At 67.5% G+C, this 24,637-nt stretch carries 17 protein-coding genes and 3 pseudogenes; 5 read left to right on the forward strand and 15 right to left on the reverse strand.

Annotation, left to right across the window (positions count from 1 at the left end):
• Nucleotides 1-15 precede the first annotated feature (15 nt).
• The 11 genes and pseudogenes from BIZ42_RS00650 to BIZ42_RS00700 form a co-directional block, all read right to left on the reverse strand.
• A complete protein-coding gene (locus BIZ42_RS00650; RefSeq protein ID WP_070425219.1) occupies nucleotides 16-1,146 on the reverse strand; it encodes a CfaE/CblD family pilus tip adhesin in 1,131 nt (376 codons plus the stop codon).
• On the reverse strand, nucleotides 1,143-3,866 hold the full coding sequence (locus BIZ42_RS00655) for a TcfC E-set like domain-containing protein (protein WP_070425220.1): 2,724 nt from the start codon (nucleotides 3,864-3,866) through the stop codon (nucleotides 1,143-1,145). The genes BIZ42_RS00650 and BIZ42_RS00655 overlap by 4 nt, the downstream gene beginning before the upstream one ends.
• 51 nt (nucleotides 3,867-3,917) lie before the next feature.
• Nucleotides 3,918-4,421: a CS1 type fimbrial major subunit gene (locus BIZ42_RS00660; protein ID WP_070425221.1), complete on the reverse strand. Its 504-nt coding sequence runs from the start codon at nucleotides 4,419-4,421 to the stop codon at nucleotides 3,918-3,920.
• A 264-nt stretch (nucleotides 4,422-4,685) separates the two neighbouring features.
• A complete protein-coding gene (locus tag BIZ42_RS00665) occupies nucleotides 4,686-5,315 on the reverse strand; it encodes a response regulator transcription factor (protein ID WP_070425222.1) in 630 nt (209 codons plus the stop codon).
• A 222-nt stretch (nucleotides 5,316-5,537) separates the two neighbouring features.
• Nucleotides 5,538-6,308, reverse strand: coding sequence for a 2,3-dihydro-2,3-dihydroxybenzoate dehydrogenase (locus BIZ42_RS00670; RefSeq protein WP_070425223.1), 771 nt, complete (start codon nucleotides 6,306-6,308; stop codon nucleotides 5,538-5,540).
• Nucleotides 6,305-10,216, reverse strand: coding sequence for a non-ribosomal peptide synthetase (locus BIZ42_RS00675; RefSeq protein ID WP_070425224.1), 3,912 nt, complete (start codon nucleotides 10,214-10,216; stop codon nucleotides 6,305-6,307). Before BIZ42_RS00675 ends, BIZ42_RS00670 begins: the two co-directional genes overlap by 4 nt.
• Entirely contained in the window at nucleotides 10,213-10,464 is a 252-nt protein-coding gene (locus BIZ42_RS00680; protein WP_070425225.1) for a phosphopantetheine-binding protein, read from the reverse strand. Before BIZ42_RS00680 ends, BIZ42_RS00675 begins: the two co-directional genes overlap by 4 nt.
• Nucleotides 10,461-11,096: an isochorismatase family protein gene (locus tag BIZ42_RS00685; RefSeq protein WP_070425226.1), complete on the reverse strand. Its 636-nt coding sequence runs from the start codon at nucleotides 11,094-11,096 to the stop codon at nucleotides 10,461-10,463. Before BIZ42_RS00685 ends, BIZ42_RS00680 begins: the two co-directional genes overlap by 4 nt.
• Nucleotides 11,096-12,747, reverse strand: a pseudogene (locus BIZ42_RS00690) (AMP-binding protein). The gene BIZ42_RS00685 and the pseudogene BIZ42_RS00690 overlap by 1 nt, the downstream one beginning before the upstream one ends.
• A gap of 16 nt (nucleotides 12,748-12,763) precedes the next feature.
• Nucleotides 12,764-13,942 carry an isochorismate synthase gene (locus BIZ42_RS00695; RefSeq protein WP_070425227.1) on the reverse strand — a complete coding sequence of 393 codons (1,179 nt, stop codon included), beginning with the start codon at nucleotides 13,940-13,942 and terminating at the stop codon, nucleotides 12,764-12,766.
• A complete protein-coding gene (locus tag BIZ42_RS00700; RefSeq protein ID WP_070425228.1) occupies nucleotides 13,939-15,138 on the reverse strand; it encodes an MFS transporter in 1,200 nt (399 codons plus the stop codon). Before BIZ42_RS00700 ends, BIZ42_RS00695 begins: the two co-directional genes overlap by 4 nt.
• A gap of 550 nt (nucleotides 15,139-15,688) precedes the next feature.
• Between BIZ42_RS00700 and BIZ42_RS00705 the strand changes: the two are divergent.
• The 4 genes and pseudogenes from BIZ42_RS00705 to BIZ42_RS00720 form a co-directional block, all read left to right on the forward strand.
• A pseudogene (locus tag BIZ42_RS00705) lies at nucleotides 15,689-17,989 on the forward strand (ribonucleoside-diphosphate reductase subunit alpha); the annotation flags it as partial.
• Nucleotides 17,990-18,121: 132 nt separating this feature from the next.
• Nucleotides 18,122-19,162, forward strand: coding sequence for a ribonucleotide-diphosphate reductase subunit beta (locus BIZ42_RS00710; protein ID WP_070425230.1), 1,041 nt, complete (start codon nucleotides 18,122-18,124; stop codon nucleotides 19,160-19,162).
• A 12-nt stretch (nucleotides 19,163-19,174) separates the two neighbouring features.
• Nucleotides 19,175-19,638 (forward strand): annotated as a pseudogene (locus BIZ42_RS00715) (flavodoxin).
• Nucleotides 19,632-19,955 (forward strand): thioredoxin family protein, encoded by a 324-nt coding sequence (locus BIZ42_RS00720; protein WP_070425231.1) that lies wholly within the window; start codon nucleotides 19,632-19,634, stop codon nucleotides 19,953-19,955. Before BIZ42_RS00715 ends, BIZ42_RS00720 begins: the two are co-directional and overlap by 7 nt.
• A gap of 47 nt (nucleotides 19,956-20,002) precedes the next feature.
• On the opposite strand, the gene BIZ42_RS00725 is transcribed toward BIZ42_RS00720, so the two are convergent.
• Both BIZ42_RS00725 and BIZ42_RS00730 read right to left on the reverse strand, forming a co-directional pair.
• A complete protein-coding gene (locus BIZ42_RS00725) occupies nucleotides 20,003-20,305 on the reverse strand; it encodes a DUF3817 domain-containing protein (RefSeq protein ID WP_037553548.1) in 303 nt (100 codons plus the stop codon).
• Nucleotides 20,306-20,510: 205 nt separating this feature from the next.
• A complete protein-coding gene (locus BIZ42_RS00730) occupies nucleotides 20,511-21,272 on the reverse strand; it encodes an SDR family oxidoreductase (RefSeq protein WP_070425232.1) in 762 nt (253 codons plus the stop codon).
• Between the two features lie 104 nt (nucleotides 21,273-21,376).
• On the opposite strand from BIZ42_RS00730, the gene BIZ42_RS00735 reads away from it, so the two are divergent.
• Nucleotides 21,377-22,285 carry a LysR family transcriptional regulator gene (locus BIZ42_RS00735; RefSeq protein WP_070425233.1) on the forward strand — a complete coding sequence of 303 codons (909 nt, stop codon included), beginning with the start codon at nucleotides 21,377-21,379 and terminating at the stop codon, nucleotides 22,283-22,285.
• 47 nt (nucleotides 22,286-22,332) lie between these two features.
• On the opposite strand, the gene glgX is transcribed toward BIZ42_RS00735, so the two are convergent.
• Nucleotides 22,333-24,468 carry a glycogen debranching protein GlgX gene (gene glgX / locus BIZ42_RS00740; protein WP_070425234.1) on the reverse strand — a complete coding sequence of 712 codons (2,136 nt, stop codon included), beginning with the start codon at nucleotides 24,466-24,468 and terminating at the stop codon, nucleotides 22,333-22,335.
• Entirely contained in the window at nucleotides 24,465-24,629 is a 165-nt protein-coding gene (locus BIZ42_RS19165) for a DUF2934 domain-containing protein (RefSeq protein ID WP_019184616.1), read from the reverse strand. The genes glgX and BIZ42_RS19165 overlap by 4 nt, the downstream gene beginning before the upstream one ends.
• Between the last annotated feature and the right edge of the window lie 8 nt (nucleotides 24,630-24,637).

Consider the following 24,637-nt stretch of genomic DNA (forward strand, 5'->3'; position numbering starts at 1 on the left):
GGCTTCCTGGTGGGATCAGGGGGTGGTGGTGGGCACACGCAGCTCCACCTGCAGCTCGCCGAAGTAAGTGCCGGCCTGCTGGGTGGAAATGGGGACGCGGGGAATATCGAAGGTGATCGGCGTGGGCACGCAGAACACCGGCTGGCTCATGCCCGGCAACAACACCAGGCGCAGCTGGGCGCTGTCGATGCCGTGCAGTTGCTGTTCCACGCCGTTGGGCATCCGCACCGTCGCGCCGCTATGGGCGAGGCTGACGGTGTAGTCCAGGCGCCGCGTGTCGTCGGTACCGCCATCGGTGTGCCAGAGCGAGTAGCCGCTGGGACCGGGGGGATGCCCGCCACGATCGCGAACCGTCACGCCGAGATACTGCGCCTGCGAACCGAGGCCGTCGTACAGGCACATCTCCAGCACCGTGCGTCCACCCACGGTCTGCCCGATAGGATCGTAGGCAGCGTTGAGTTGTACCAGCGGAGTAACGTTGTGAAATGCGGGGAAGTAGATCGAGACAGCGTTTCGATCGGTGATGGTGAAGTCGAATCGAAACTCGTAATCCGCAATTGAGCCGTTCGACGAGTCCATCAGGGCCAGCCTCAGCTCGGCTGACCATCGACCGGCCACCAGCCTTTGAAGCTCAGCCTCTTCAAGAAGCAACGTTACGGCGGTTCCGCTAGCGGGAGTGGCGCACGGAGCCGCGAAACTGGTCCACAGTGGGCGACGATGTGGCTGCCAGTAGTTTTGACATGCACGACCAGATTCGGCGCGCTCGAGCCAACCAACCACATTGATCTGCGTCGTCATTCCGCTTCTTTTCTCAATGAAGCGGAGAGAGACGGCGCTTTTCTCCGCTCCGTCCTCTGCTGTGTCAGTGGTCGGGCACCTCCCTACCGCAGGGTCGACCGAAGATTGACAAGTAAAGTGCAATGCCCCGTAACCCAGCGATGGATCCGTGCTGTAGGCGAGCAGTGTTCTGGGCGGGATCAGTATCAGCTCCGCAGGAATGGATGATCGATCCCAGCTCATGGAGATTTCCTCGATGATCGTTCCCCTTGGCGGATCCTTGTCCGGCGGCCGCTGCCCCCACGCCTTCGGCATTACCAGCAGCGACGCCATCACCAGCATCACGGCCCACACGCCACGCCGGTTCATGGCGTACCTCCGGTGGCGGCGGTCTGCGGCACGGCGGCGATCAGCGCCTGCTCCTGCAATAGGCGGGTGACCCGTGCCTGCTGGCGGATATCGGCGGGCAGCTGGGCCACACTCAATGGCGCGCATTCCACCTGGCCCACCAGCATCACGACATTGCGGCGCTCGCGAACCTCCAGCGGGCACTGCAGCAGGTTGTCGTCCTGCAGCAGGTACAGCGTGCGTTCGCGGCGCGGGAAATCGGCGACGAAGCCGCCGTTGGCGCCGGTACCGGGCACCGGCGCATTGAGGATGCGGGCGCCGCGCAGTGGCGCGCCGGCGATGTCGCGGGCGCTGCCGATGAAGGTGTAGGTCACCTCGATCGGTACCGGCATCTGCACCAGCCGGCCGGGAGAGAGGAACAACGGCCGTGCGCCGCCCACCCCGGTCACGCGGATGGCGGCATCGCTGGTCAGCGCGCTGGCATCCTGCACTTCGGCACGGTGGGTCTGGTAAGCCGGCAGCGGCAGCAGGCGGCGCTCGCCCAGCGCCAGGCGCTGCCGGCGCAATCCGCCCACCTGCAGCTCGGCGGCCACGCCGGTCAGTTCCAGGTCGTCGGTGTCATCCACCTGTACGGCCAGGCCGGCCTCGGCGCCCAGGCCGCCGCCCCAGTAGAAGCCACGGCGGCCCAGCGCCAGCCCGGAGCTGTGCGTGGCGCTGTAGGCCATCTCGTTGCCGCCGCGCTGCTGGTAGTGCGCCAGGGTGACGCCGGTGTGGCCGAGGCTGTTCTGCAGCTGGGCACTGAGCGCGGCGCTGTAGCGGTCGTTGTTGTTGCCGCGCACATCCAGCGAGGCCTCACGGTATTGCGTATCCACTTCCTGGCGCACGGTCTGGCCGGCGCTGTAGTTGATGTCCGGCCGCAGGTGCTGCGGCTGCCGGTAGTCGATGCCATAGCGGCGTTGCGAACTACCCCGGTTGCCGCGTTGCAGCCGGGTCAGGCTGACGTTGAGGTAGATGCCGCGGTCGCGACCGACACGCAGGCTGCTGCGCGTATCCTGCTGCCACAGGCCGAGCCGGGTGGACACGCTGAACTCCTGCCAGCGCTGCACGCGGCTGTAGCTGGCCTGCCAGGTGCGGCTGAGCTGCGGCTCGCGCGTGTAGCGCTGCTGCCACGGGGGCAGCAGCGGGTCGAGCCCGGCCATCGGATCGTCGATGTCGCCCGGCAGCAGCGAGCCACGGCTCCAGGTCTGGCGGCGGGTATAGGCCATGTAGGCGCTGCCACCGGCAACCGGCAGCGCAACCGATGCGCTCAGCGAATCGGCGCAGCCCAGGCGGTCGCGCGCATCATCCTCGAACACACAGGCCTTGCCGCGTACCCGCTGCTGATAGAGATTCCACGAGGCGTGGCGGCGATAGGACACCTGATGCTGCTGGCCGCTGCTGCCATCACTGCCCAGCAGGCCGCTGAAGGTGGCACGGATATCCTGGGTGTCGAAGGCATGGCGCAGGTCCACACGCAGTTCGCCATAGCTGAAGCCGCCGAGGTCGGCGACGCCCGCGGTGACCGCCGTGGCGCGGCCCAGTGGCACGCGCAGGCCGGCCATGGCGGCCATCTCGCCGTCGAAGCGGTCGCTGCGGCGCTCGTTGCGGCGGCCGCCCTGCAGGAACCACTGCACGCTGCTGTCGGTCCAGTCGCCGCCCTTATCGAACGGCGCGTCCTCGCTGCGCACCAGCTGGCCATCTTCGTAGACGCGCAGGGTGACGGTGTAGTTGCCGAACGGGAACCGGCGGGTGTCGAGCTGGTTGATGCCGGCCGGCAGGTAAAAGGTCTGCAGCAGGCGCTCGCCATCGAAGGCGTCCACCCGTGCATCGCGCGCCAGCAGCACGGTCAGTGGCAGCGCCTGCACGGCGGCATCGGCATCCACGTAGGCCTGGGTGGTACCCACGCGCAGGCCGGCGAAGCGATCCATCGGCAGCATGCTGAAACTGAAAGTGCCGCCCTGCGGGCTGGACAGGTTCCGGCGGTCCATGCGCCCGGCCTGCAGATAATGCTGCTGGCCCAGGTCATGGCGGTAATAGGCGCTGTCGAACTGGAAATCATCGTGGCGGCGGCCACCGCGGTACTGCTGGCTGTTGAAGTTCCAGTCCACGGCAATGTGGCCACGCTGCAGCACGCCCAGCGCACCCGCGCCTTGGGCGGTCAGTGCCTGGTAGCCGCGGCCGCCACTGAAATTGAGGGTCTGCTGGTGCAGGAACGCGTTCTCGGCGTTGCTGCTGACCTGATGGAAGCGCTCGGCGGCCGGCTCGGCCGCGATCCACTGGCGGGCGACGAACAGGCGCACGGCGCCCTCGCCTTCGTCATACAGGGCACGCACGGTGTTGGAGTCCTCGGGGGGATCGAGATAGCCACAGCCCGCACTGCCCCCGCCATAGCGGCAGGCGAGATGGCTGTTGCGCGGCAACGGCTGCGACAGCGCGGGCAGCAACGCCGCCTGCGCCTCGGGGGAAAGCTCCAGCGCCTGCAGCACCTGTGCCGGATCCTCCAGCTGCACGTGCTCCAGGGTCACGCGCACGGGCGACAGTCCGGCTGAAAGGCCGAACAGACGTACGTCGAGTTGTTCGATCTGGCCTTCGGCCAGTTCCTCGAAACCGACTGGAACGCCACGTGCCGTGGCCAGCGGGGTGGCCAATGACAAGGCAAGCGCGATCGCCAGCCGGGTGATGGCGGGTGCGTGAGCTTTCATGGGGGTTACTACCTGAAGCGGCCGGCCCGGGTGCCGGGCCGGCGCAGGGTGTTACGGGGTGCCGGTCTTCTGCACCATGGCGATGCTGACAATGCCCTCGTACTCGCCTGCCACGGTGATCGGCGCACGGGTGGCCTGGCCGATCTGCAGATCCATCACCACCGAGGCCCCCGGCAGCGCGCCGTCGTAGATATCCGAGGCGAGGAAGTCCTGTGCGGCAACCGTCAGGCGCTTCTTGTTGAGGCTGACTGCCAGCGGGATGGGCGTGCCGCCGCCGCTCCGCAGCACCAGCGACGGATCCGCGGTCAGGCGGACTGCGATGTCCTTGTCTTCATCGTTGGTGTAAATACGCACACGTTCGGTGTGGGCGTTCAAGCCCTGCCCCGGAATATGGGCAAGGGTGATCAGGTCCGGCAAGGCGCTGCCGTCAGCCTTCATCAGCGCCAGCGTGGTGTCCACATTGGTGTAGACCTTGATGTGGGATTCGGCGGCGTTGGCCGACAGCGAGACGGTGGCCAGCGCGGCGGCCAGGGACAGCTTCCTGAGCAGAGTCATTGCGTTCTTTCCTTGCGTAATGAGTAGTGAGACTGACCGCAGGCAAGAGAAGCCGAATGTCGGCGCCTGCGGACAGGACGCAACGATAGAGATGCAAGCTGCGTTGCACCATGCAACAACTTGACAAAAATGAAATGCGTGCAGCATTGGACGATCGGCTGGAAAAATGGGTGCAATCGCATGCGCCGATCGCCCGCAGATCGACGGTGACGCCGCGTCTCATCAGCGGCATTCCGGATGCACAGCTGCTCCAACAACGGCCGCTCAGTGCCCGCCGGGAGACAATCCAATGGATTTTGCGTAGTCGAGCAGCTCATAGTCCGAGCGCAGGCCCAGCCGACGCATCGCCGCGCCTTTCTGGCGGCTGATGGTGCTGATCGTTCGCCGGTGCACATCGGCGATTTCCTTGACACTCAGGCCGTGCGCGAGCAGCCGGATGACTTCGCTCTCGCGCGAGCTGAGTCCGGTGCGGTTGCGGCCGGAGCGCAAGCGCTGGGCAAGATCACCGGAGAAATAGGTACGGCCGCCGAGAACGCAGTCCACTGCGGCCAGCAGGTCGGACAGGCCGCCGGTTTTCTCCAGGATGCCCTCCACGCCCAGCCGCACCACCGCTCGAAGCACCTGCAGGTTGGTGAAGGAGGTGACGACGATCAATCGCACATGGCCGTGATCACGGCGGATGCTTTCCAGCATGCGCACGCCATCGGGGCGACCGCCCCACGGCATGGACAGGTCGGTGATGACCAGGTCGCACGTCTTTTCTGCCAGCAGGGCTTCGAGTTGCTCGGGATCCGCTGCTTCGCCGATGACCCGTACCCCGGGGTGCCGGGCAAGCAGGCACTGGAGGCCCACGCGGACCACTGGATGATCGTCCGCAATCAGTATGTTTTTCATGCAAGAGCCCGTGAATTGAAGTTACACGCGCACGGCGCATGGCCTCGCCACACTGGGCGATGACGAATGCGTTCTGAAACTCTCGCTCAACGGCCTGCCGGCAGGAACGCGGCAGGCCGTTGTGATTGTTTCGGGTGAACCTTAGGCGAAGCGCTGCACCCCAAACTATGAATCAACTTGCATAAACGTGAATCTGCGGCGTAGTTCCGTTCTGGCCGCCGTTCAACCGCGCAGCGTTGCGCCACCGTCGACGTAGAGATCGCTCATCGCGATATGACCGGCTTGGTCGGAGAGAAGAAACATGACCCCGTACACGATGTCATCCGGGCAGGCGATTTTCTGCAGGGGAATGCCTACCTTGTATGTCTCCAAACTCCCTTCAATCACGCGCTGCTCGCCCTCGGGTCCGGCCCACATCCCGGTCTGCATCGGGGTCAGGGTTGAGCCGGGCGCCACGATGTTGCAGCGGATGCCGAGCGGTGCCAGTTCCAGGCCGAGGCAACGGGTAAACATGGTCGCGGCCGCTTTGGATGCGGCATAGGCGGCCATGCCGTGCCGGGGTACGCCCGCGGCATTGGAGCTGACCGTGACGATGGCGCCTTTCCGCCGCGGCGACATCACCCGTGCGACGGCACGCGAGACGTGGAACACGCCGTCGGCATTGACCGCGAAGACGCGGCGCCATTGCGCGTCATCCGTCTCCACCACCGTGCCGGTCTGCAGGACACCGGCCACGTTGATGGCAAAGCCGATCGCACCGATCCTGGCTTCAATCCAGGTAACCAGCGCCTCTACCGCAACCGGATCGCTCACGTCCAGCGCGCAGGCATGGATGCGCCGCTGCCCTGCCCGCGCGGCGAACACGGGGGCCTCAAGATCCGTCGCGATCACGGTGCAGCCGCTGTCGTGAAGGTGCTCGGCCAGTGCCGCGCCAATGCCGCCGCCCGCGCCAGTGACCAGGGCGATGGTGCCGTCGAATCCGGTGAGTTTCATGCGGGTGTCCTGATGGTTTCAGAGCGCTGAAGCTGCGCATCGAGCCATGGCGCGATCTGCGCCACGGCATCGCGGCCGGTGAGTTCAGCGTGCAGGAAAGGAAGTTCAATCGCTTCGACGCTGGCGGCATGCGCCTGCCACAGGGCCGATTGCAGCTGCGGGCGGTCGAGATGGTCGCGGCCGGCACGGACGTGCAGCAGCGGACCGTCGTAACGTGTGTGGTGATGGGCGCGGATCAGCCGGTTGGTGCCGGTGACCGCACGCACCACGCCATCGAGCACCCCATCGGGGAGGTTGCCCAGCGCGCTGTCGCCCCGGCGCAGGAACGCCAGGATCCGCTCCCGGCTGTCCAGCTCGGGATGCGCCTCTGGGTCATGGCCGGCGATGGCCAGCAGGGCGCGTAGCGCGGCGATCGGGTCCGGCTCGGGTTCGGCACGCCAGCACTCGCTGGGATAGGCATCCAGCAGCGCCAGTACCCCGACCTCGTGGCCGAGCGCGCGCAGGTGCACCGCCATCGCCTGGGCAAGGATGCCGCCGACCGACCAGCCAAGCAGATGCACCGGGCCGGGCCGGCCCAGCGCGAGGATGCGCTCGGCATAGCTGGCCGCCAGTGCCTCGATGCTGGCCGGCAGTGGCTGGGCAGGATCAAGCACGGGCGACTGCAGGCCCTGCACCTCGCGGGCCGGGGCGAGCGCCCGGGCCAGGTCACGATAATTCCAGGCGATACCACCGGCCGGGTGGATCACGAACAGCGGCGCCAGCGCCGGGTCACCCGCGGCCAGCTGGATCATCGGCGCCAGCCCGTGATCGGTAGCCGCTGGCGGTGCGTCGATACGGGCGGCCAGCGCCGCAACCGTGGGGGCGGCGAACACCGCGCCGAGGCCGAGATCACAGTGCCAGCGCTGCTGGATCGCCAGCAGCAGGTGCACGGCGCTGAGCGAGTCACCGCCCAGGGCGAAAAAGTCGGCGTCGGCACCAACCGTGCTGCGCAGCCCCAGGGTCTCGGCGAACAGCTGCGCCAGCGCCTGTTCGGTGCCGGTGCGCGGCGCCACACCGTCGAACACGCGCTGCGCCGGCGCCGGCAGCGCGGCACGATCCAGCTTGCCATTGGCGGTGACCGGCCAGTGCTCCAGTGCAACGAATGCGCTGGGCACCATGTAATCCGGCAGGCGGGTGGCCAGGTGGGCGCGCAGCTCATCCGCCTGCGGGCTGCCCGCATTGAGGTAGGCCACCAGCCGCGGCTCGCCGGGGCGATCTTCGCGCAGCAGGACGTCGGCCCGGCTGACGCCGGGTGCCGTGCGCAGGGCGGCGTCGATCTCGCCAAGTTCGATGCGCAGGCCGCGCAGCTTGATCTGATGATCGTTGCGACCGAGGTATTCCACCGCCCCATCCTCACGCCAGCGTGCCACATCGCCGGTGCGATACAGCCGGTTGCCGGGTAGGAAGGGATCGGCCAGGAAGCGCTCGGCGGTGAGGTCGTCGCGGCCGAGGTAGCCGCGCGCCAGCTGCACCCCGCCCAGGTACAGATCCCCTGCGACACCGGGTGGCAGCGGCTGCATCCGCGCATCAAGTACGTACAGCTGCGTATTCCAGACCGGGAAACCGATCGGCACGGGCTGGGAGGCGTCGCTGCGGTTGGCCGGCCACCAGCTCACATCCACGGCGGCTTCGGTCGGCCCATACAGATTGTGCAGTTCGGCCTGGACCGTGGCATGGAAGCGGTCGCGCAAGGCGGCATCCAGCGCTTCGCCACTGGTGAAGACCCGGCGCAGTTGCAGCCCACGGGCCGCTGGCGCAGCCAGGAACGCGGCCAGCATTGACGGCACGAAATGCAGCGTGGTGATCGAGTGCTCGCGGATCAACGCGGCCAGGGCGAGCGGATCGCGGTGCGCCTCGGGCGGTGCGACCACCAGGGTGGCGCCGCTGATCAAGGGCAGGAAGAACTCCCAGACCGAGACATCGAAGGTGGCCGGGGTTTTCTGCAGGATACGATCGTCCGGCTGGACACCGTAATGCGTGCGCATCCATTCCAGGCGATTGACGATGGCGCGGTGCTCGATCAGTACGCCCTTGGGCTCACCCGTGGAGCCGGAGGTGTAGATGACGTAGGCGGCATCGTCCGGCTGCGGCACGGTGCCGAGCGGGCCGTCACTGGCGTGCGGCCACTGCGTCGGCGGGAGCACGGTCATTCCGGGGAACCGGTGGCGGTCCTGCTCCAGCGCCAGTACGCAGACCGGCCCGGCCGAGCGCAGGATCCGCGCCAGGCGCTCATCGGGGTGGGCCAGGTCCACCGGCAGGTAAGCGCCGCCCGCGCGCAGCACGGCGACCAGCGCGATGACCAGTTCAAGCGAGCGCGGCAGTGCCACGACCACCCTCGCCTCGCGGCCGGTGCCCTGTGCCTGCAGGTGCAGCGCCAGCGCCCGGCTGCGTTGCTCCAGCTCGGCGAACGTCAGCTGCTGCGCGCCGTAGACCACGGCCACGGCGTCGGGCGTGCGCGCCATGCGAGCGGTGATCAGCGCGGCGAGGCTGACCTCGGGCACCGGATGTGCGGTGGCGTTGACCTCGTAGAGATAGCGCTGGGCCTCCTCCGGCGTACACAACGGCACCGAGGCGATGGGGCCACCGGCAGCCTGCACGTCCAGTGCGGCCGACACGAAATGCAGCAGGCGTGCGGCGTGGGCCCGCACCTGCGCGGGCGTATACAGCGCCGGGTTGGCCTCGATCTCCAGATCGAGCACGGCGGCGCCGTCCCCCCGAAAGCCCAGCGTCACGTCGTCAACCGGGCCGGTGGACAGAATCTCCAGCGTCGCGTGCACGCCGTCCAGCTGCAGCGGCCGATAGAATGGCTGCACATTGACCAGCGGGCCATGCAGGCGACGCTGGCCACCGATCAAGCCGAGATCGCGACGCAGTTGTTCACCGCGGTAACGTCCATGCCGACGGCCGCGCATCAGCCGCAGGGCGACGTCGCGTACGAAGGTGTCCACGCTGCCCTCGCCGGCCTTGAGCCGCAGGGGCAGTACATTCATCACCATCGCCGGGACGCGGGCCGAGACGCTGCCCAGGCGGCCCATGAACGGGACGCCGATCACCGCCTCGGTTTCGCCACTGATGCGGCGGCAGTACTCGGCGCCAAGCGCGGTGAGCAGATCCGGCCAGGGCTGGCCGATGGCGGCGGCTGCGGTGTGCAGGCGCGCCCGCAGTGTCGGACCGATGGGCTCCACGTGGCGCAGTGCATCCGCCGCCGCGGCCCCGAGGCCAGCCTGCAGACCCGCGGCCGCCGGTGCATCGGCCATGAGCTCACGCCAGTACGCGGCGTCGCGCGTGCGGCGCTCGCTGTCACGATACTGCGCGTCTTCATCGAGCACCGGCGCCAGCGGCGCCAGCGCGCCCTGTGCGGCGTTGCCTGCGTACAGCGCGCAGACCCGCTCGGTGAGCAGGCCCATGCCGTAGCCATCGGTCGCCAGGTGATGCACGCGCAGGTACCAGACGCTGCGGCCCTTGCCGAGCAGGAACAGGCGCTGCTGGCTGAGCCGGTGGCGGGCGGGATCGACCGGGCTGAGCCGGTCGCGCTGCATCGCCTCGCGGGCGGCGGCGGCCGGGTCCGGGTGGCCGGACAGATCCACCACCTGCAGCGCGGGCGTGTGCTGCCGGTCCACCCACTGTTCGGGCAGGCCCTGTGCGTTTTCGACGATACGCAATGCCAGCGCGTCGGATTCATGCGCGGCCTGATCCGCAGCGCGCACGAATGCAGCCACGTCCAGTCCGCCCTCGATCCACACCGCATGGGCGGTATTGAAGGCGGGATTGTCCGGCGCCAGGCGCTGGGCGTACCACAACCCGGCCTGGGCCTCGCTCAGCCCGCGAACGAGGCGCGCGTCCGGACCCGGCACCGCGACTGCGTTCATGCGCCAGCCGCGGCCTGGGCCTGCAGGCGCTGCACCACCGTCCACCAGCCGCCCAGCGTGGCGTGCTCGGCCAGGTGGCTGAACTCCAGCGGGATACCGGTGTTGCCCCAGGCCAGTACCAGCCCCAGTACCCGCATCGAATCGAGCCCCAGGTCCATCAGGTTCTCATCGTTGCCGATGTCCTCGGGCGCTTCGCCGATCATCTCGGCGACATCGGCGCGCATGCGCTCCAGGGTGAGTGCGGTCATGCGAGCGTCTCCAGCAGGTGATCGGTGGTCATCGGGATGCCGCAGGTACGGGCGATCCAATGCAGGGCCAGGTCGTGGTCGGCGCGCGAGAAATCGGCGACGGCATCGGCAGCGATGAAGCTCTCGATGTCGCGCTGGAAGCCTTCGGCCACGGTGGCGGTGCAGCCGATGTGCGCATAGACACCGGTGACCAGCAACTGGTCGCGGCCACGGGCGCGCATCATCGTTTCCAGGTTGCTGCGCTGGAAGGCGCTGTAGCGGTGCTTGACCAGCACATGGTCGCCCGGCAGCGGTGCCACGGCTTCGATGATGGCTTCATGCTCGTCGGTTGCGGACATGCCCGGGCCCCACAGATCCGCCTGCAGGCCGCGATCGCGGCGGTCCTGGTGGCCGCGCTGGGCGGTATAGAACACCGGGATGCCACGCGCACGGCAGTGCGCGAGCAGGCGCGCGATGTTGGCCACGGCCGGCGCCAGCGGTGCGGCATCCGGCGCGAACGCGGCCAGGAAGTACCGCTGCATGTCATGTACCAGCAGCGCCAGGCGCTCGCTCTGCGGCTGCCAGGCGCCGCGCGGGGTGGGCAGCTCGGCCTGGGTCGGCAGGGGGTAGGGTTGGATCGTCGGCAGCGCCATCAGCGCGTTTCTCCTGTCTGTTGCATGAAACGTTCGCGCAGCTGGGCACGCAGCTCGCGGCGGCTGATCTTGCCGACCGCCGTGGTGCCGAAGGCATCGACGAACACGATCTGGTCCGGCACCTTGAACGCGGCCAGGCCGCGGCTGCGCACCCAGGCCTTGAGGCTGGCGGCCTTGGTCGGTTCACCCTGGGCAATGATGAAGGCGCAGCTGCGCTCGCCCAGGTAGGCGTCGGGAATCGAGACCACGGCCGCATCGAACACGCTGGGGTGCGCCAGCAGATGGTCTTCGATTTCTTCGGCGGAAATCTTCTCGCCGGCCCGGTTGATGTGATCGCTGGCCCTGCCCTGCACGACCAGATAACCGCCGGGCAGGCGCTGCACCATGTCGCCGGTACGGTAGAAACCGTCCTCGGTGAAGGCGCGCGCATTGGCGGCCGGGTCATTGTGGTAGCAGCGGATGGTGTACGGGCCACGGGTGAGCAGATGCCCGGTCTCACCTTCTGCGACGGGATGCCCGTGGTCGTCGACGACCAGCACCTCGTCGTCTTCGCTGATCGGGCGGCCCTGCGTGGAGACGATGATCTCTTCGCTGTCGTGCAGGCGGGTGTAGTTGACCAGCCCCTCGGCCATGCCGAACACCTGCTGCAGCGTGCAGCCCAGCCCGGCGATCACGCGGCGTGCCGCTTCCGGCACCAGCTTGGCGCCACCGACCTGCACTACCTGCAGGCTGGACAGATCCTGTGTGGTCGTCGCGGCCGCCTGCGCCCACAGCAGGGCCAGTGGCGGCACCAGGCCGACGCAGGTGACCCGTTCGCGTGCGATCAGGGCGAACGCAGTTTCCGGGCCGGCACCCGGGCTGAGCACCACCCGGCCACCGGCATACAGCGTGCCGAAGAAGCCGGGCGAGCTCATCGGGAAATTGTGCGCGGCAGGCAGCGCGACCAGATAGACGCTGTCCTGGGTGATGCCGCAGATCGCGTTGCTGGCGCGGAAGGAATACAGGTAGTCGTCATGCGTGCGCGGGATCAACTTGGACAGGCCGGTGCTGCCGCCGGAGATCTGCAGGAACGCCACGGACTGCGGATCCGGGTCCGGTGGCAGCTGCTCAAGATCGCCTGCCAGAGCCTCCAGCGCGGTGAACCCGCCGCCCTCACCCACGATGATCACGTGCTGCACTGCCGGCACCTGCGCCTGGAGATCGCGCGCCAGCGTGCGGTAGTCGAAACCGTCGTAGCTCGCTGCAGCGATATAGGCAGTGGCCTCGGCCTTGCGGGCGAAATGCGCGACCTCGGTGATGCGGTGCGCAGGCAATGCGTAGACCGGAATCAGCCCGGCGCGGAACAACCCGCACACCACGGTGATGAACTCGGGCACGTTGCCGAGCTGGACCACGACCCGGTCGCCCGGGGCCAGGCCCTGCGCGAGCAGACCGGCGCCGATGCGGCCGGCTTCCTGCCACAGCTGGGCATATGTCAGGCGGGTATCCCCCCGACCACCGCGATATCCCCGGCAAAGCGTTCGGCACGCTCGCGCAGGAAGCCCGGGAAGGTCTCGCCACGCCAATGGCCGGCGGCACGATAGCGCGCGACGAGGGCTGGCGGCCAGACCTGGCGCAGCGGCACCCGGGAGGAAGAGAAGGATGCGTTCATGGACAACTCCCGCACATCAGAATGGACGAACGTCATGGACGCCGAGCGCGGTCAGCAGGGCCATGAACTTGGCAGCCGTTTCGGCCACTTCGAGATCGGGTTGCGAGCCCGCGACGATGCCGGCACCGGCATACAGGCGCACCTGCGTGCCCTGCACGCGCGCGCAGCGGATCGCCACGTACCAGTCGCCATCGCCCTGGGCATCGGTCCAGCCGACTGCGCCGGCATAGAAACCGCGCGCGACCGGTTCAGCCTGGCGGATCAGCGCCAGTGCGGGGTGGCGTGGTGTCCCGCACACCGCCGGCGTGGGATGCAGCAGTGCCACCAGCGCGGCCGAGGAGACCGATGCGTCCTTGAGGGTGCCGTGGATGCGCGTGCCCAGGTGCCACATGGTGGCGGTGGCATGCAGCGTAGGCTGGGGCTGCGCCTCGACGCGATGGCACAGCGGCGTCAGCGCTTCAACGATGGCCTCGACCACGTGGCGGTGCTCTTCATGGTCCTTGGCCGAGGCCAGCAGCGCCTCGGCGGCGCGGGCATCTTCGGCAGGATCGGCCGAACGACGTGCCGAGCCCGCCAGCGGATGCGACAGCACGCGCTCGCCACGTTTGGAGACCAGCAGCTCGGGAGTGGCGCCGACCAGCCAGGCAGGACCGGGGCCGCCTTCTGAAGGCACCGGCACCACGTAAGTGGCTACGCTCGGATCCCTGCCCAGCCGCGCGGCCAGCACCCGCGGGTGCAGTGGCTGCGCGGTGGTGACCCGCAGGCTGCGGGCCAGCACGACCTTTTCCAGCGCACTATCGGCGCGCTGCAGTTCCGTGACGGCGGTGGCGACCGCGCCTGCATAGGCCTGCGCAGGCGGTTCAGCCAGCACGTCACCGACCAGTGTGGGGGTTTCAACGCGGACCACCGCGGGTTGGCCGGACACGTGATCCGGCTGGTACAGCGCATCGGCCTGCTCGGGATCGAACGGCACCGCGCCGACCAGCAGCCGCGGGCCGGAGCGCGGTGCGGCGAAGAAAGCCTCTACACGTTCGGCCAACGTGGCGGTGGGCCCCGATGGCAAACGCGCACGCATGCCCTGCGCTTCGAGTGCCTGCTGCGGGCTGCGCAACAGGAAGTACGGGGCGTCGGCCATGTCGATGGTGGGCGCGTGGGTCAGCTCATCGGCTGCCTGGTTGATCAGCATCTCGTTCATGCGGCACCCCGCTGGCGGTGGATCGCGGCAGAGACCGCCAGGACCAGCAGCACCGCGCCGACCAGCAGATACGGCGCGCTGGGCGACCACCGGTACAGCAGTGTGCCGATCATCGGCCCGACCACCATGCCCATGCCCTGCACCGAGGCCACGGTGCCGGCGGCGGCGCCCTGCTCGTGCGCCTCCACCGAATCGGCGGCCAGCGCCTGGAAGTTGGGGAACACGAAGCCCATCCCGAACGCCGCGACCGCGTAGCTGGCCAGCAGCTGCCACGGCACGCTGACCAGCGCGACCGACGCAAAGCCGAGACCGGAGATCAGCGCGCCGACCACGATCCAGCGCGTGGGGCGGATGTCCTTGAGCTTCATCACCAGGCCCTGGGCGAAGATCAGCCCGACGCCGACCGCGGTCAGCGCCAGCCCGGCCATGCGTGCGCCATCTGCCGGCGACAATTGAAGGCGGTCGATGGCGAAGAAGCCGACCGTGACCTGGGCGATGGTCACCGAGATCATCGCGGCGAACACGGCCAGCAACGGCAGCCGCAGGCGTGCATCGCCCAGCCCCAGCGTTGGCTTGGGGCCGTTGTGCGTCGGGGCGACCGGCGGGGTGTTCGGCAGGCGCCACCAGATCATCAACAACGACAGCAGCGGCAACAGCGCGGCCACATACAGCGTGAGGGAGAGGTTCTTATAGGCGATCCAGCCGGCGGCGGCAGGACCCAGCACCATGCCCAGCGCATTGGCGGTGCCGAGCTTGGCCATCACGCTGCCGCGCTGCCCCGGCGCAGCCTGGTCGGCAACGATGGCTGCGGCGGTCGGTGGCACGGCGGCGTAGAACAGGCCGACCAGAGCACGCGTGCCGACCAGCACCAGCACCGAAACCCAGATGGCCGGCGGTGAAGTCAGCGCCACATCCACGAAGACCGCCAGCCCCAGATAGATCACTGCGTAAGCGGCCAGTGCGATCAGCAGCACGCGCTTGCGGCCGATGCGATCGCTGAGCGCCCCCCAACGGCGGGCCGCGAGCATCCACAACACGCCGGCCGCGGTGACCGACAGCCCGGCGTGCCATTCGGCCAGGCCCAACACCCGCACCACCGGGCCGATCACGGACACGAACGCCATCATTGCCATGGTGCCGAGCAGCGCGGCGGAAACGAGGGCGGGCAAACCGGATACGACAGGACGTGCAGACATTGAACACCACAGCCAATAAGAAGTTGAACCACGCGGTGCGCCGGGGCGCGCGCGGTTCTGCCATCCGGTTGCGAATGCATCACCGCCCTGTGATCCATCAAATGATAACGGCTCGCATTTGCGTTTGATAGTGCAGGCTGTACGGGGTGTTCATGTCGCCGGGCCCGCCGCCCCCTGCGACAAAAAAGCACTACATCTACGGTTGACGATCCACCACGACCCCACTATGTTGTGTCCATCGGCTCCCCGCTTCCGCCAGGCCCGGTGCACCGTCACGACGCCGCGTCGCAGTAGAACGCCCCGTCGTATCCCCTGACCGGCGCCTGGAAGCAAGGCCCGTTGCCACCGATATGAGCCTGCGGCGACGTATTCCTGCACACGCAGGGCCTGCCCACCAATCACGCCTTCTGTCCGGCTGCCGCACGGCTCTGCCGCGTCGCCTGCTGGGCACTGCGCCATGCATGGAGAACGCATGAACACCGACGACACCGTCGCCTCGACCGCCACCCCACCCACCGACACCGCCGTGGATGCCGCCACCGGCGGTGAAACACTGTGGATCACCAAGGAGGGCGGCAACCGACGCATGCCCTTCGACCAGGCGCGGCTGGAACGCACGGTGCACAGCGTGCATGCCGAGTTCCCGCAACTGGACGTGGCCGACTATCTGCGCAGCGTGCTCGGGCAGATCGCCCGGCGGCAGCAGCTCAGCGCCGATGAGATGGTGGACCTGCTGATCCGCGAGGCCGAATCACGCATCGACCTGACCGCGCCGGACTGGGAGCACTTCGCCGCCCGCCTCTACCTGCGGCGGCTGTACAAGCGCGCCAGCAAGAACCGCTTCTACGATGCCACGCTGAAGTACGGCTCGTACGTGGGGCTGCAGGAAAGCCTGGCCGACCGCAACGTCTACTCGATCGACATCCTCAAGGCGTATTCCAAGGATGAACTGGAGGAAGCCGGGCAGATGATCGAGCCCGAGCGCGACACGCTGTTCGCCTACAACGGGCTGTACCTGCTGGCGACCCGTTACCTGGCCACCGATCACTCGCGTGCCGTGTACGAGCTGCCGCAGGAACGCTGGCTGACCATCGCGCTGTACCTGATGCAGCACGAACACGAGCATGGCGAACGCTCGCGCCGCCGGCGCATGCTGCTGGTGCGCGAGGCCTACTGGGCGCTGTCCAACCTGTACATGACGGTGGCGACGCCGACCCTGGCCAATGCCGGCAAGGTCGGCGGCCAGCTGTCCTCGTGCTTCATCGACACGGTGGACGACAGCCTGCAGGGCATCTACGACTCCAACACCGACGTGGCACGCGTCTCCAAGCACGGCGGTGGGGTGGGTGCATACCTGGGCTATGTGCGCTCGGCGGGCTCATCGATCCGGGGCGTGGCCAATTCCTCCGGCGGCGTGGTGCCGTGGATCAAGCAGCTCAACAACACTGCGGTGAGCGTGGACCAGCTCGGCCAGCGCAAGGGCGCGATCGCGGTGTACCTGGATGTCTGGCATCGCGATATCGAGGCCTTCCTCGATCTGCGCCTGAACAACGGCGACCAGCGCCTGCGCGCGCACGACGTGTTCACCTCGGTGTGCCTGCCCGACCTGTTCATGGAAGCGGTGGAGCGCCGTGGCGACTGGTACCTGTTCGATCCGTACGAGGTGAAGCGGATCAAGGGCTGGTACCTGCAGGATTTCCACGATGAGCAGCGCGGCCAGGGCAGCTTCCGCGAGAAGTACGAGGAGGTCGTGGCCGACGAACGGATCAGCCGGCGCACGATCAAGGCCATCGACCTGTTCAAGCGGATCATGGTGAGCCAGCTGGAGACCGGCAATCCCTTCATGTTCTACCGGGACGAAGTGAACCGGAAGAACCCGAACAAGCATGCCGGCAGCATCTACTCCAGCAATCTGTGCACCGAGATCCTGCAGAACATGAGCCCCACCCGCATGATCCAGGAGATGATCAGCGGCGACCAGATCGTGACGACCAAACAGGCCGGCGATTTCGTGGTGTGCAACCTGTCCTCGATCAACCTGGGCCGTGCGGTCACGGCCGCACCGGACCTGCTGACCAGCGACGTGCTCGAGCGCCTCGTGCCGATCCAGGTGCGGATGCTGGACAACGTGATCGACCTCAACCAGCTGCCGGTGCCGCAGGCGACCATCACCAACCGCAAGTACCGCGCGATCGGGCTGGGTACCTTCGGCTGGCACCACCTGCTGGCCCTGCAGCAGATCGAGTGGAACTCGCCCCAGGCCGAAGACTACGCGGACAGCCTGTACGAGCGCATCAACTACCTCACCATCCAGGCCAGCATGACCCTGGCCAAGGAAAAGGGGCGCTACAGCGCGTTCGTCGGCAGCGAGTGGCAGAACGGCGAGTACTTCCGCGCCCGTGGCTATGACAGCCCGGCCTGGCGCGAACTAGCTGCGCAGGTCGGCGTCAACGGCCTACGCAATGGCTGGCTGATGGCGGTGGCCCCGAACATGAGCACCGCCCAGATCGCCGGGTCCACGGCCTCGATCGACCCGGTGTACGGCGCCTTCTACTACGAAGAAAAGAAGGACTTCCGCCGGCCGGTGGCTGCGCCGGACCTGTCGCTGGAGACCTATCCGTACTACGAGAAAGGCGCCTACCGGGTCGACCAGTTCGCCAGCATCCGCCAGAACGCCCGCCGCCAGCGCCACGTGGACCAGTCGATCAGCTTCAACCTGTACGTGCCCAGCACCATCCGCGCCAGCACCCTGCTCGCGCTGCACATGAGTGCCTGGCGCGAAGGGCTGAAGACGACCTACTACGTGCGCTCCAACGATATCGACATCGCCGAATGCGAATGGTGCGGGTAGGCGCATCGCATTCGCGCTGACGCTCCCATGGTTCGCTGTGCAAACCATGGGCCCCGCATTACAACCACCCAGACCCCCGCCGCTTCGCGGCCGCCCCCTGACTCAGGGGGCTCTGCTCCAGGACACACCCCCATGGCCATCCCCCTCGAACGCATCAAGATCCTCGAACCGCGCCACCCCAACCGCTCCACCGGCATCATCAACGGCCGCACCAGTGGCATCCTCAACTGGAACGACATCCCCTACCCGTCGTTCTACCGGGCGTACAAGGAGCTATCGACCAACTTCTGGATTCCCGACGAAGTCGACATGAAGGGTGACGCGCGCCAGTACGGTGAGCTCAATGCCCGCGAGAAGAACGCCTACGACTCGATCATCGGCCTGCTGGCCACGCTGGACTCGCCGCAGACGCGCTTCATCTACAACGTCGCCGAGTACATCACCGACCCGGCCGCGCACGCCAACGCGGCGATCATCGGCCAGCAGGAAGTGATCCACAACGAAAGCTACAGCTACGTGCTGGCCTCGATCGCCGGCCTGGCCGACCAGAACCGGGTGTTCGAGATCGCGCGTACCCACCCGACCATCCTGGCCCGCAATGCACCGATCATGCAGTCCTACGATGACTTCATGCGCGAGAAGACCGCCGAGACGCTGATACGCGCGTTGATCCAGTCCTCGATCCTGGAAGGCATCAACTTCTACTCAGGCTTCGCGTTCTTCTACAACCTGGTCCGCCAGAACCGCATGACCGGCACCGGCAAGATCATCAGCTTCATCAACCGCGACGAGCTGGCCCACACCAAGTTCATCAGCGAACTGATCCGCGCCATCATCGGTGAGAACCCCGCGCTGCAGGGCGAGCAGCTGACCGCCTACGTACACGAGGCCTTCGAGCACGCCATCCAGCTGGAGACGCGTTGGACCGGGGAAGTGCTCGACGGCATCGACGGCATCGATGTGGACGAGATGATCCGCTACGTGAAGTACCGCGCCAACAAGATGGCCGGCATGCTCGGGATCGAGAAGCTGTACAGCGAGACCAACGTCAACGTGATGCCGTGGATCAAGGCCTACGCCGACAACTTCACCGAAACCAAGACCGACTTCTTCGAGATGCGCAACGCCAGCTACAAGAAGACCAATTCGGACAACGGTTTCGACGATCTGTAAGGACGCATGCCGATGCATATCCTGCTGGCCTTCGCCTCGCTGAGCGGCAACACCCGCGAGGTCGCCATGCTGGTCCGGGCCCGCTGCGAAGCGCTGGGCCACCGCGTGGACTGGCTCGACGTCGATGCCGGCGACATCGCCCTGGCCCTGCCCGCCGATCCCCCGCCCTGTGCCTGCTTGGCTCATGGACCGACAACGCCGGGCGCACCCCGGCGGAAATGAAGGACTGCGTGGCCGCGCTGCGGGACCGTTTCGGGTTGCCCCTGCCCTTCCCGGCCGCGGTGTTCGGCACCGGCGAGACCCAATGGGGCGACGAGTACTACTGCGGCGCCGCGCACCGCCTGGCGCGCTTCTTCCACTCCCCGTACCCCGTGCTGGAGATCGAGCAGATGCCGCACGGCGCCGCCGACACCCACGCCATCCACCACTGGACCGACGCCGTGTTGGCCACTACCGAGACATCCACGACATGCTGACCCTGCACGCCCGGACCGCTGAGGATTACCACGCCGCCCTGCGCGAACACCCTGCGCTGCTGGTGGACTTCCACAAGGACGATTGCCCCGGGTGCCGGATGCTGGAGATGTCGTTGGCCAGTGTCTCCGGCGCCATCGCGGAGGCCGGGATGACAGTGTTGAAGGTGAAGCTGGAAACCGTGGGTGAGGGCTTGTTCCGCGAGCTGGGGTTGCGCCAGACACCGACGCTGCTGGTGGTGCGCGACGGTCACGAAACCGCCCGACTGGCGGGGTTCCAGACGCCGAAGCAGATCCTGGCGGTGTTGGGCGATGGGTGACGCCCTGAACGGCAGGCCCGCGGTTGCGCGGGCTTGCCGTGGAAGCTTCAACGCAGCGGCGCGGACAACAGCCCCCGGCGCTTGAACCACCATTCCAGCGGCAGCGTGACCAGCGGCGGCACCGCCGCGGCCAGTGCCAGCAGTGCGGCCCACCACGGCCAACGCAAGCGGATTGCAGCCAGGACCGACACCACGACGTAGACCATGAAGGCGACGCCGTGCACCGGTCCAAACACCTTGACGCCGACCGGCGTTGGATCCGCTGCGTGGTACTTGAAGTACATGCCGATCAACAGGCCGGCCCATGTCAGGGCTTCGACGAAGGCCACCGTGGCGAAGACGCGGCCCATCGGGCTGAGTGGCGAAGCAGTCTTCAAGGCAGGCTCGAGCGTGGCGGAAGGACCCGCATCATAGCCATTGACGGCGCTTGATGCGAACCATTCTCACTCGATCAACCGAGAGCGTCACGACCCACGGTCGTGACCGGCCCTCGATCCGCTGCCAGCAATGAGAACCGCGCGTGCCACACGATGGCCGCTTTGACCGCCCGCGATCTCAAACGAACATGCCGCCCGACGCTTCCACCCGCTGCGCGTTGATCCACGCCGTCTGCGGCGACAGCAGCGCCACGGCCACCGGACCGATGTCGTCCGGCTTGCCCGGGCGGCCCATCGCGGTGACCGAGGACACCATCGCATTGACCTGCGCGTCGTCGCGCACGCGGCCGCCACCGAAGTCGGTTTCGATCGCGCCGGGGGCGAGCGTGTTGGCACTGATGCCGCGGGCGCCCAGTTCCTTGGCCAGGTAACGGGTAAACACTTCGATGCCACCCTTCATCATCGCGTAGGCCGAGCTGCCCGGCAGCGAGAAGCGTGCCAGCCCGCTGGAGACGTTGAGGATGCGGCCGCCATCGGCAAGCAGCGGCAACACCGCCTGGGTCAGGAAGTACGGTCCCTTCAGATGGACCGCGACCAGGGCGTCGAACTGATCGACCGTGGTGTCGGCGATCATCGCGTGCAGGCCTTCGCCGGCATTGTTGAGCAGGCCCTGCAGATGGGTCTCGCCCCAGCCATCAAGCACGCTGCGGACCTGGCTGGCGAAGGCGGCAAAACCGGCGCTGTCGGCCATGTCCAAGGGAAGCGCGGCCGCGCGACGGCCGAGTGCTTCGATCTGCGCGACCACTTCCTGGGCGGCGCCGGCCTGGCTGCGATAGGTGAGCACGATATCGGCGCCGTCGGCGGCCAGTGCGAGGGCGGCATTGCGGCCCAGGCCACGGCTGCCGCCGGTGATCAGGACGACTCGGGTTGCGTTGCGCATGTCAGTACACCTGCGTTGTGGGAATGGCTCTCAGCCTATTGGTGTTGCGTGCGCGGATAAATCGGCGGATGCTGATTTGACTATCCAATAATCACGAACAATCCATGGATCGCCTCGATCACCTGCGCTGCTTCCTCCGGGTGGCCGAACTCGGCTCCTTCACCGGCGCCGCCGACAGCCTCGGTCTCCCCAAGGCCAGTGTGTCGCTGGCCGTGCAGCGGCTGGAAGCGGATGTGGGTGTGCAACTGCTGCATCGGACCACCCGCCGGGTGCAGCTGACCGCCGACGGCGCCCAGTTCCAGGCGCGGGCACACGATCTGCTGCATGACATGGACGACCTGCAGGGCATGTTCCGGGTCGATACGGCGCAGCTGAAGGGGCGCCTGCGGGTGGATATGTCCAGCGGGCTGGCCCGGCAACTGGTGATACCGCAGCTGCCTGCCTTCCTGGCCCAGCACCCTGGCGTGGAAATGGAAGTGAGCGGTACCGACCGCCGGGTCGATCTGATCCGCGAAGGGTTCGACTGCGTGCTCCGGGTGGGTCCACTGGACGACAACACCCTGGTGGCCCGCCCGCTGGGCCAGCTGCCGATCATCAACTGCGCCAGCCCGGCCTATCTCGCCGCTCGGGGCACGCCGACCACGCTGGCCGACCTGGCCGGCCACGCGCTGGTGCATTACGTGAGCACCCTCGGTCAGCGTTCACCCGGATTCGAGTATCACGACGGGCAGACCTATCAGAGCCTGCCCATGGGAGGTGCGCTGACGGTCAACAGTGGCGAGGGCTATACCGCCGCAGCCCTGGCCGGGCTGGGGATCATCCAGGTCCCGCTGCTCGGCGTGCGGCAGGCACTGGCCTCGGGCACCCTGGTGGAGATCCTCGCGGACGTGAAAGCAGAGCCGATGCCGGTGACCCTGCTCTACGCGCAACGCCGTCATCTACCGCGACGGGTGGCGGCGTTCATGGACTGGGTGGCCGGCGTGGTCCGGCGCGAGCTGGACCAGGAGCGCTGACCCGCGACCTCCCGGCACGGCGTCGTGCCGGGAGGGCAGCGTCCAGCTCACCCTTCCGTGTCGGAATGGCGGTTGCGGCGACTGCTGAGCACCACGATCGCGCGGTCCGGCAGTGGCCAGTGGCCTTCCGCATCCGCCTGCAGCGGCGCACCGTCGATGGTGCTGATCAACACGCGCCAGTGTTCATCGTCGATCAGGGGCGGCACGAACGCCTGCGGCGCGTGCGAGGCATTGAACATCAACAGCAGGTGCGCATGCTCGGGGCCGCGCGGCGTGTCTTCCTGACGGGCGGCCCCCAGGTGCAGCGCCAGGCTGCGGGCCTCGCCATCGTGCCAGTCGCCCTCTTCCATGGGCTGGCCATCCGGGCGCAGCCAGCGCACGTCATAGCCTTCGCCCTGCTCGTCGCGGGCGTCCAGGAAGCGGCCGCGGCGCAGCTGCGGGTAGCGGCGTCGCAACGACAGCAGCCGGCGTACGAACAGCGACTGCTGGCGGCCTGCCGGGCTGGCGGCCTGCTGCCAGTCGATCCACGTGAGCGGGTTGTCCTGGCAGTAGGCGTTGTTGTTGCCGCCCTGGCTGCGCGCGAACTCGTCACCGGCCAGCAGCATCGGCGTGCCCTGGGCGAGCAGCAGGCTGGCCAGCATGTTGCGCATCTGCCGCGCCCGGATCGTGTTGATGCCCTCGTCGTCGGTGGGGCCTTCGGCGCCATGGTTGAAGGAGATGTTGTTGTCGCTGCCGTCGCGCCCGTCTTCGCCGTTGGCCTCGTTGTGCTTGTCGTTGTAGCTGACCAGGTCATTGAGGGTGAAGCCATCGTGGGCGGTGACGAAATTCACCGACGCGGCCGGCCGCCGCCCCTTGTGGTTGAACAGATCGGCCGAGCCCATCAGGCGGGTGGCGAACTCGGCCAGCTGGCCGCCATCGCCGCGCCACAGTGCCCGCACGTTGTCACGGAAACGGTCGTTCCATTCGGCCCAGCCCGGTGCGAACTGCCCCAGCTGGTAGCCGCCCGGCCCGATGTCCCACGGCTCGGCGATCAGCTTGACCTGGCTCAGCACCGGGTCCTGGCGCACGGCATCCATGAAGCTGCCCGATGGATCGAAGCCGGCGCGTTCGCGGCCCAGGATGGTGGCCAGGTCGAAGCGGAAGCCATCCACGTGCATGTCCTGCACCCAGTAGCGCAGCGAGTCCATCACCATCCGCAGCGCACCGGCATTGGTCAGGTCGAACGTGTTGCCGGTGCCGGTATCGTTGATGTAGTAGCGCGGGTCATCGGCAAGCCGATAGTAGCTGGCATTGTCGATGCCCTTGAACGACAGCGTCGGGCCGAGCTCGTTGCCTTCGGCGGTGTGGTTGTAGACCACGTCCAGGATCACTTCCAGCCCGGCGTCATGCACGCAGGCCACCATCTGCTTGAACTCGGCGATGGTGGAGGTGGACATGAAGCGCGGTTCGGGCGCGAAGAAGGCCAGCGTGTTGTAGCCCCAGTAGTTGCGCAGGCCGCGCTCGAGCAGATGCTGGTCGTCCACGTGGGCATGGATCGGCAGCAGTTCCAGCGCGGTCACGCCGAGCTGGCGGAGGTGATCCAGCAGCGCGTCCTGCTTCAGCGCGGAAAAGGAGCCACGTGCCTGCTCAGGCACCTGTGGGTGCAGCATCGACAGGCCGCGCAGGTGGGCTTCGTAGATGACCGTGTCCTCCCACGGCGTGGCCGGTGCGGTGTCGCGGCCCCAGGTGAAGGCCGGATCGACCACGGCGCATCGCGGCATGTATGGCGCGCTGTCGCGTTTGTCGAAGCTCAGGTCCTTGTCCTTGTGCCCGATCGTGTAGCCGAACAGCGCCGGCGCCCACTTGAGCTGGCCGACGATCTGCTTGGCATACGGATCCAGCAGCAGTTTGTTGGGGTTGAACCGGTGCCCGGCTTCCGGTGCGTAGGGACCATGCACCCGGTAGCCGTAGCGCTGGCCGGGCCGTGCGTCCGGCAGGTAGCCGTGCCAGATTTCATCGGTGTACTCGGGCAGCACGATGCGCTCGACCTCACGGCCACGCTCGTTGAACAGGCACAGCTCGACCTTGGTCGCATGCCGGCTGTACAGCGCGAAGTTGACGCCCAGACCATCCCAGGTGGCCCCCAACGGGAAGGGGCGTCCGCCCCGCAGGCGCGAGGACTGGGCAAACTGGCGGGCACTCATCGGCGCGTCTCGACGGTGTGGCCCGCGGCCTGCAGCTCGGCATCGAACAGCCGTTCGGCCATCAACCAATGCCGTTGGTCCTGCCCGTCCGGACGGCCTTCGGCTTCCCAGATCTGGCGGGCCAGGGCCCCGATGCGTTCACGTCGTTCGTTTTCGTCCATTGCGCTTG

The organism is Stenotrophomonas sp. LM091, assembly GCF_001806305.1.
GTDB classification, from domain to species: domain Bacteria; phylum Pseudomonadota; class Gammaproteobacteria; order Xanthomonadales; family Xanthomonadaceae; genus Stenotrophomonas; species Stenotrophomonas bentonitica_A.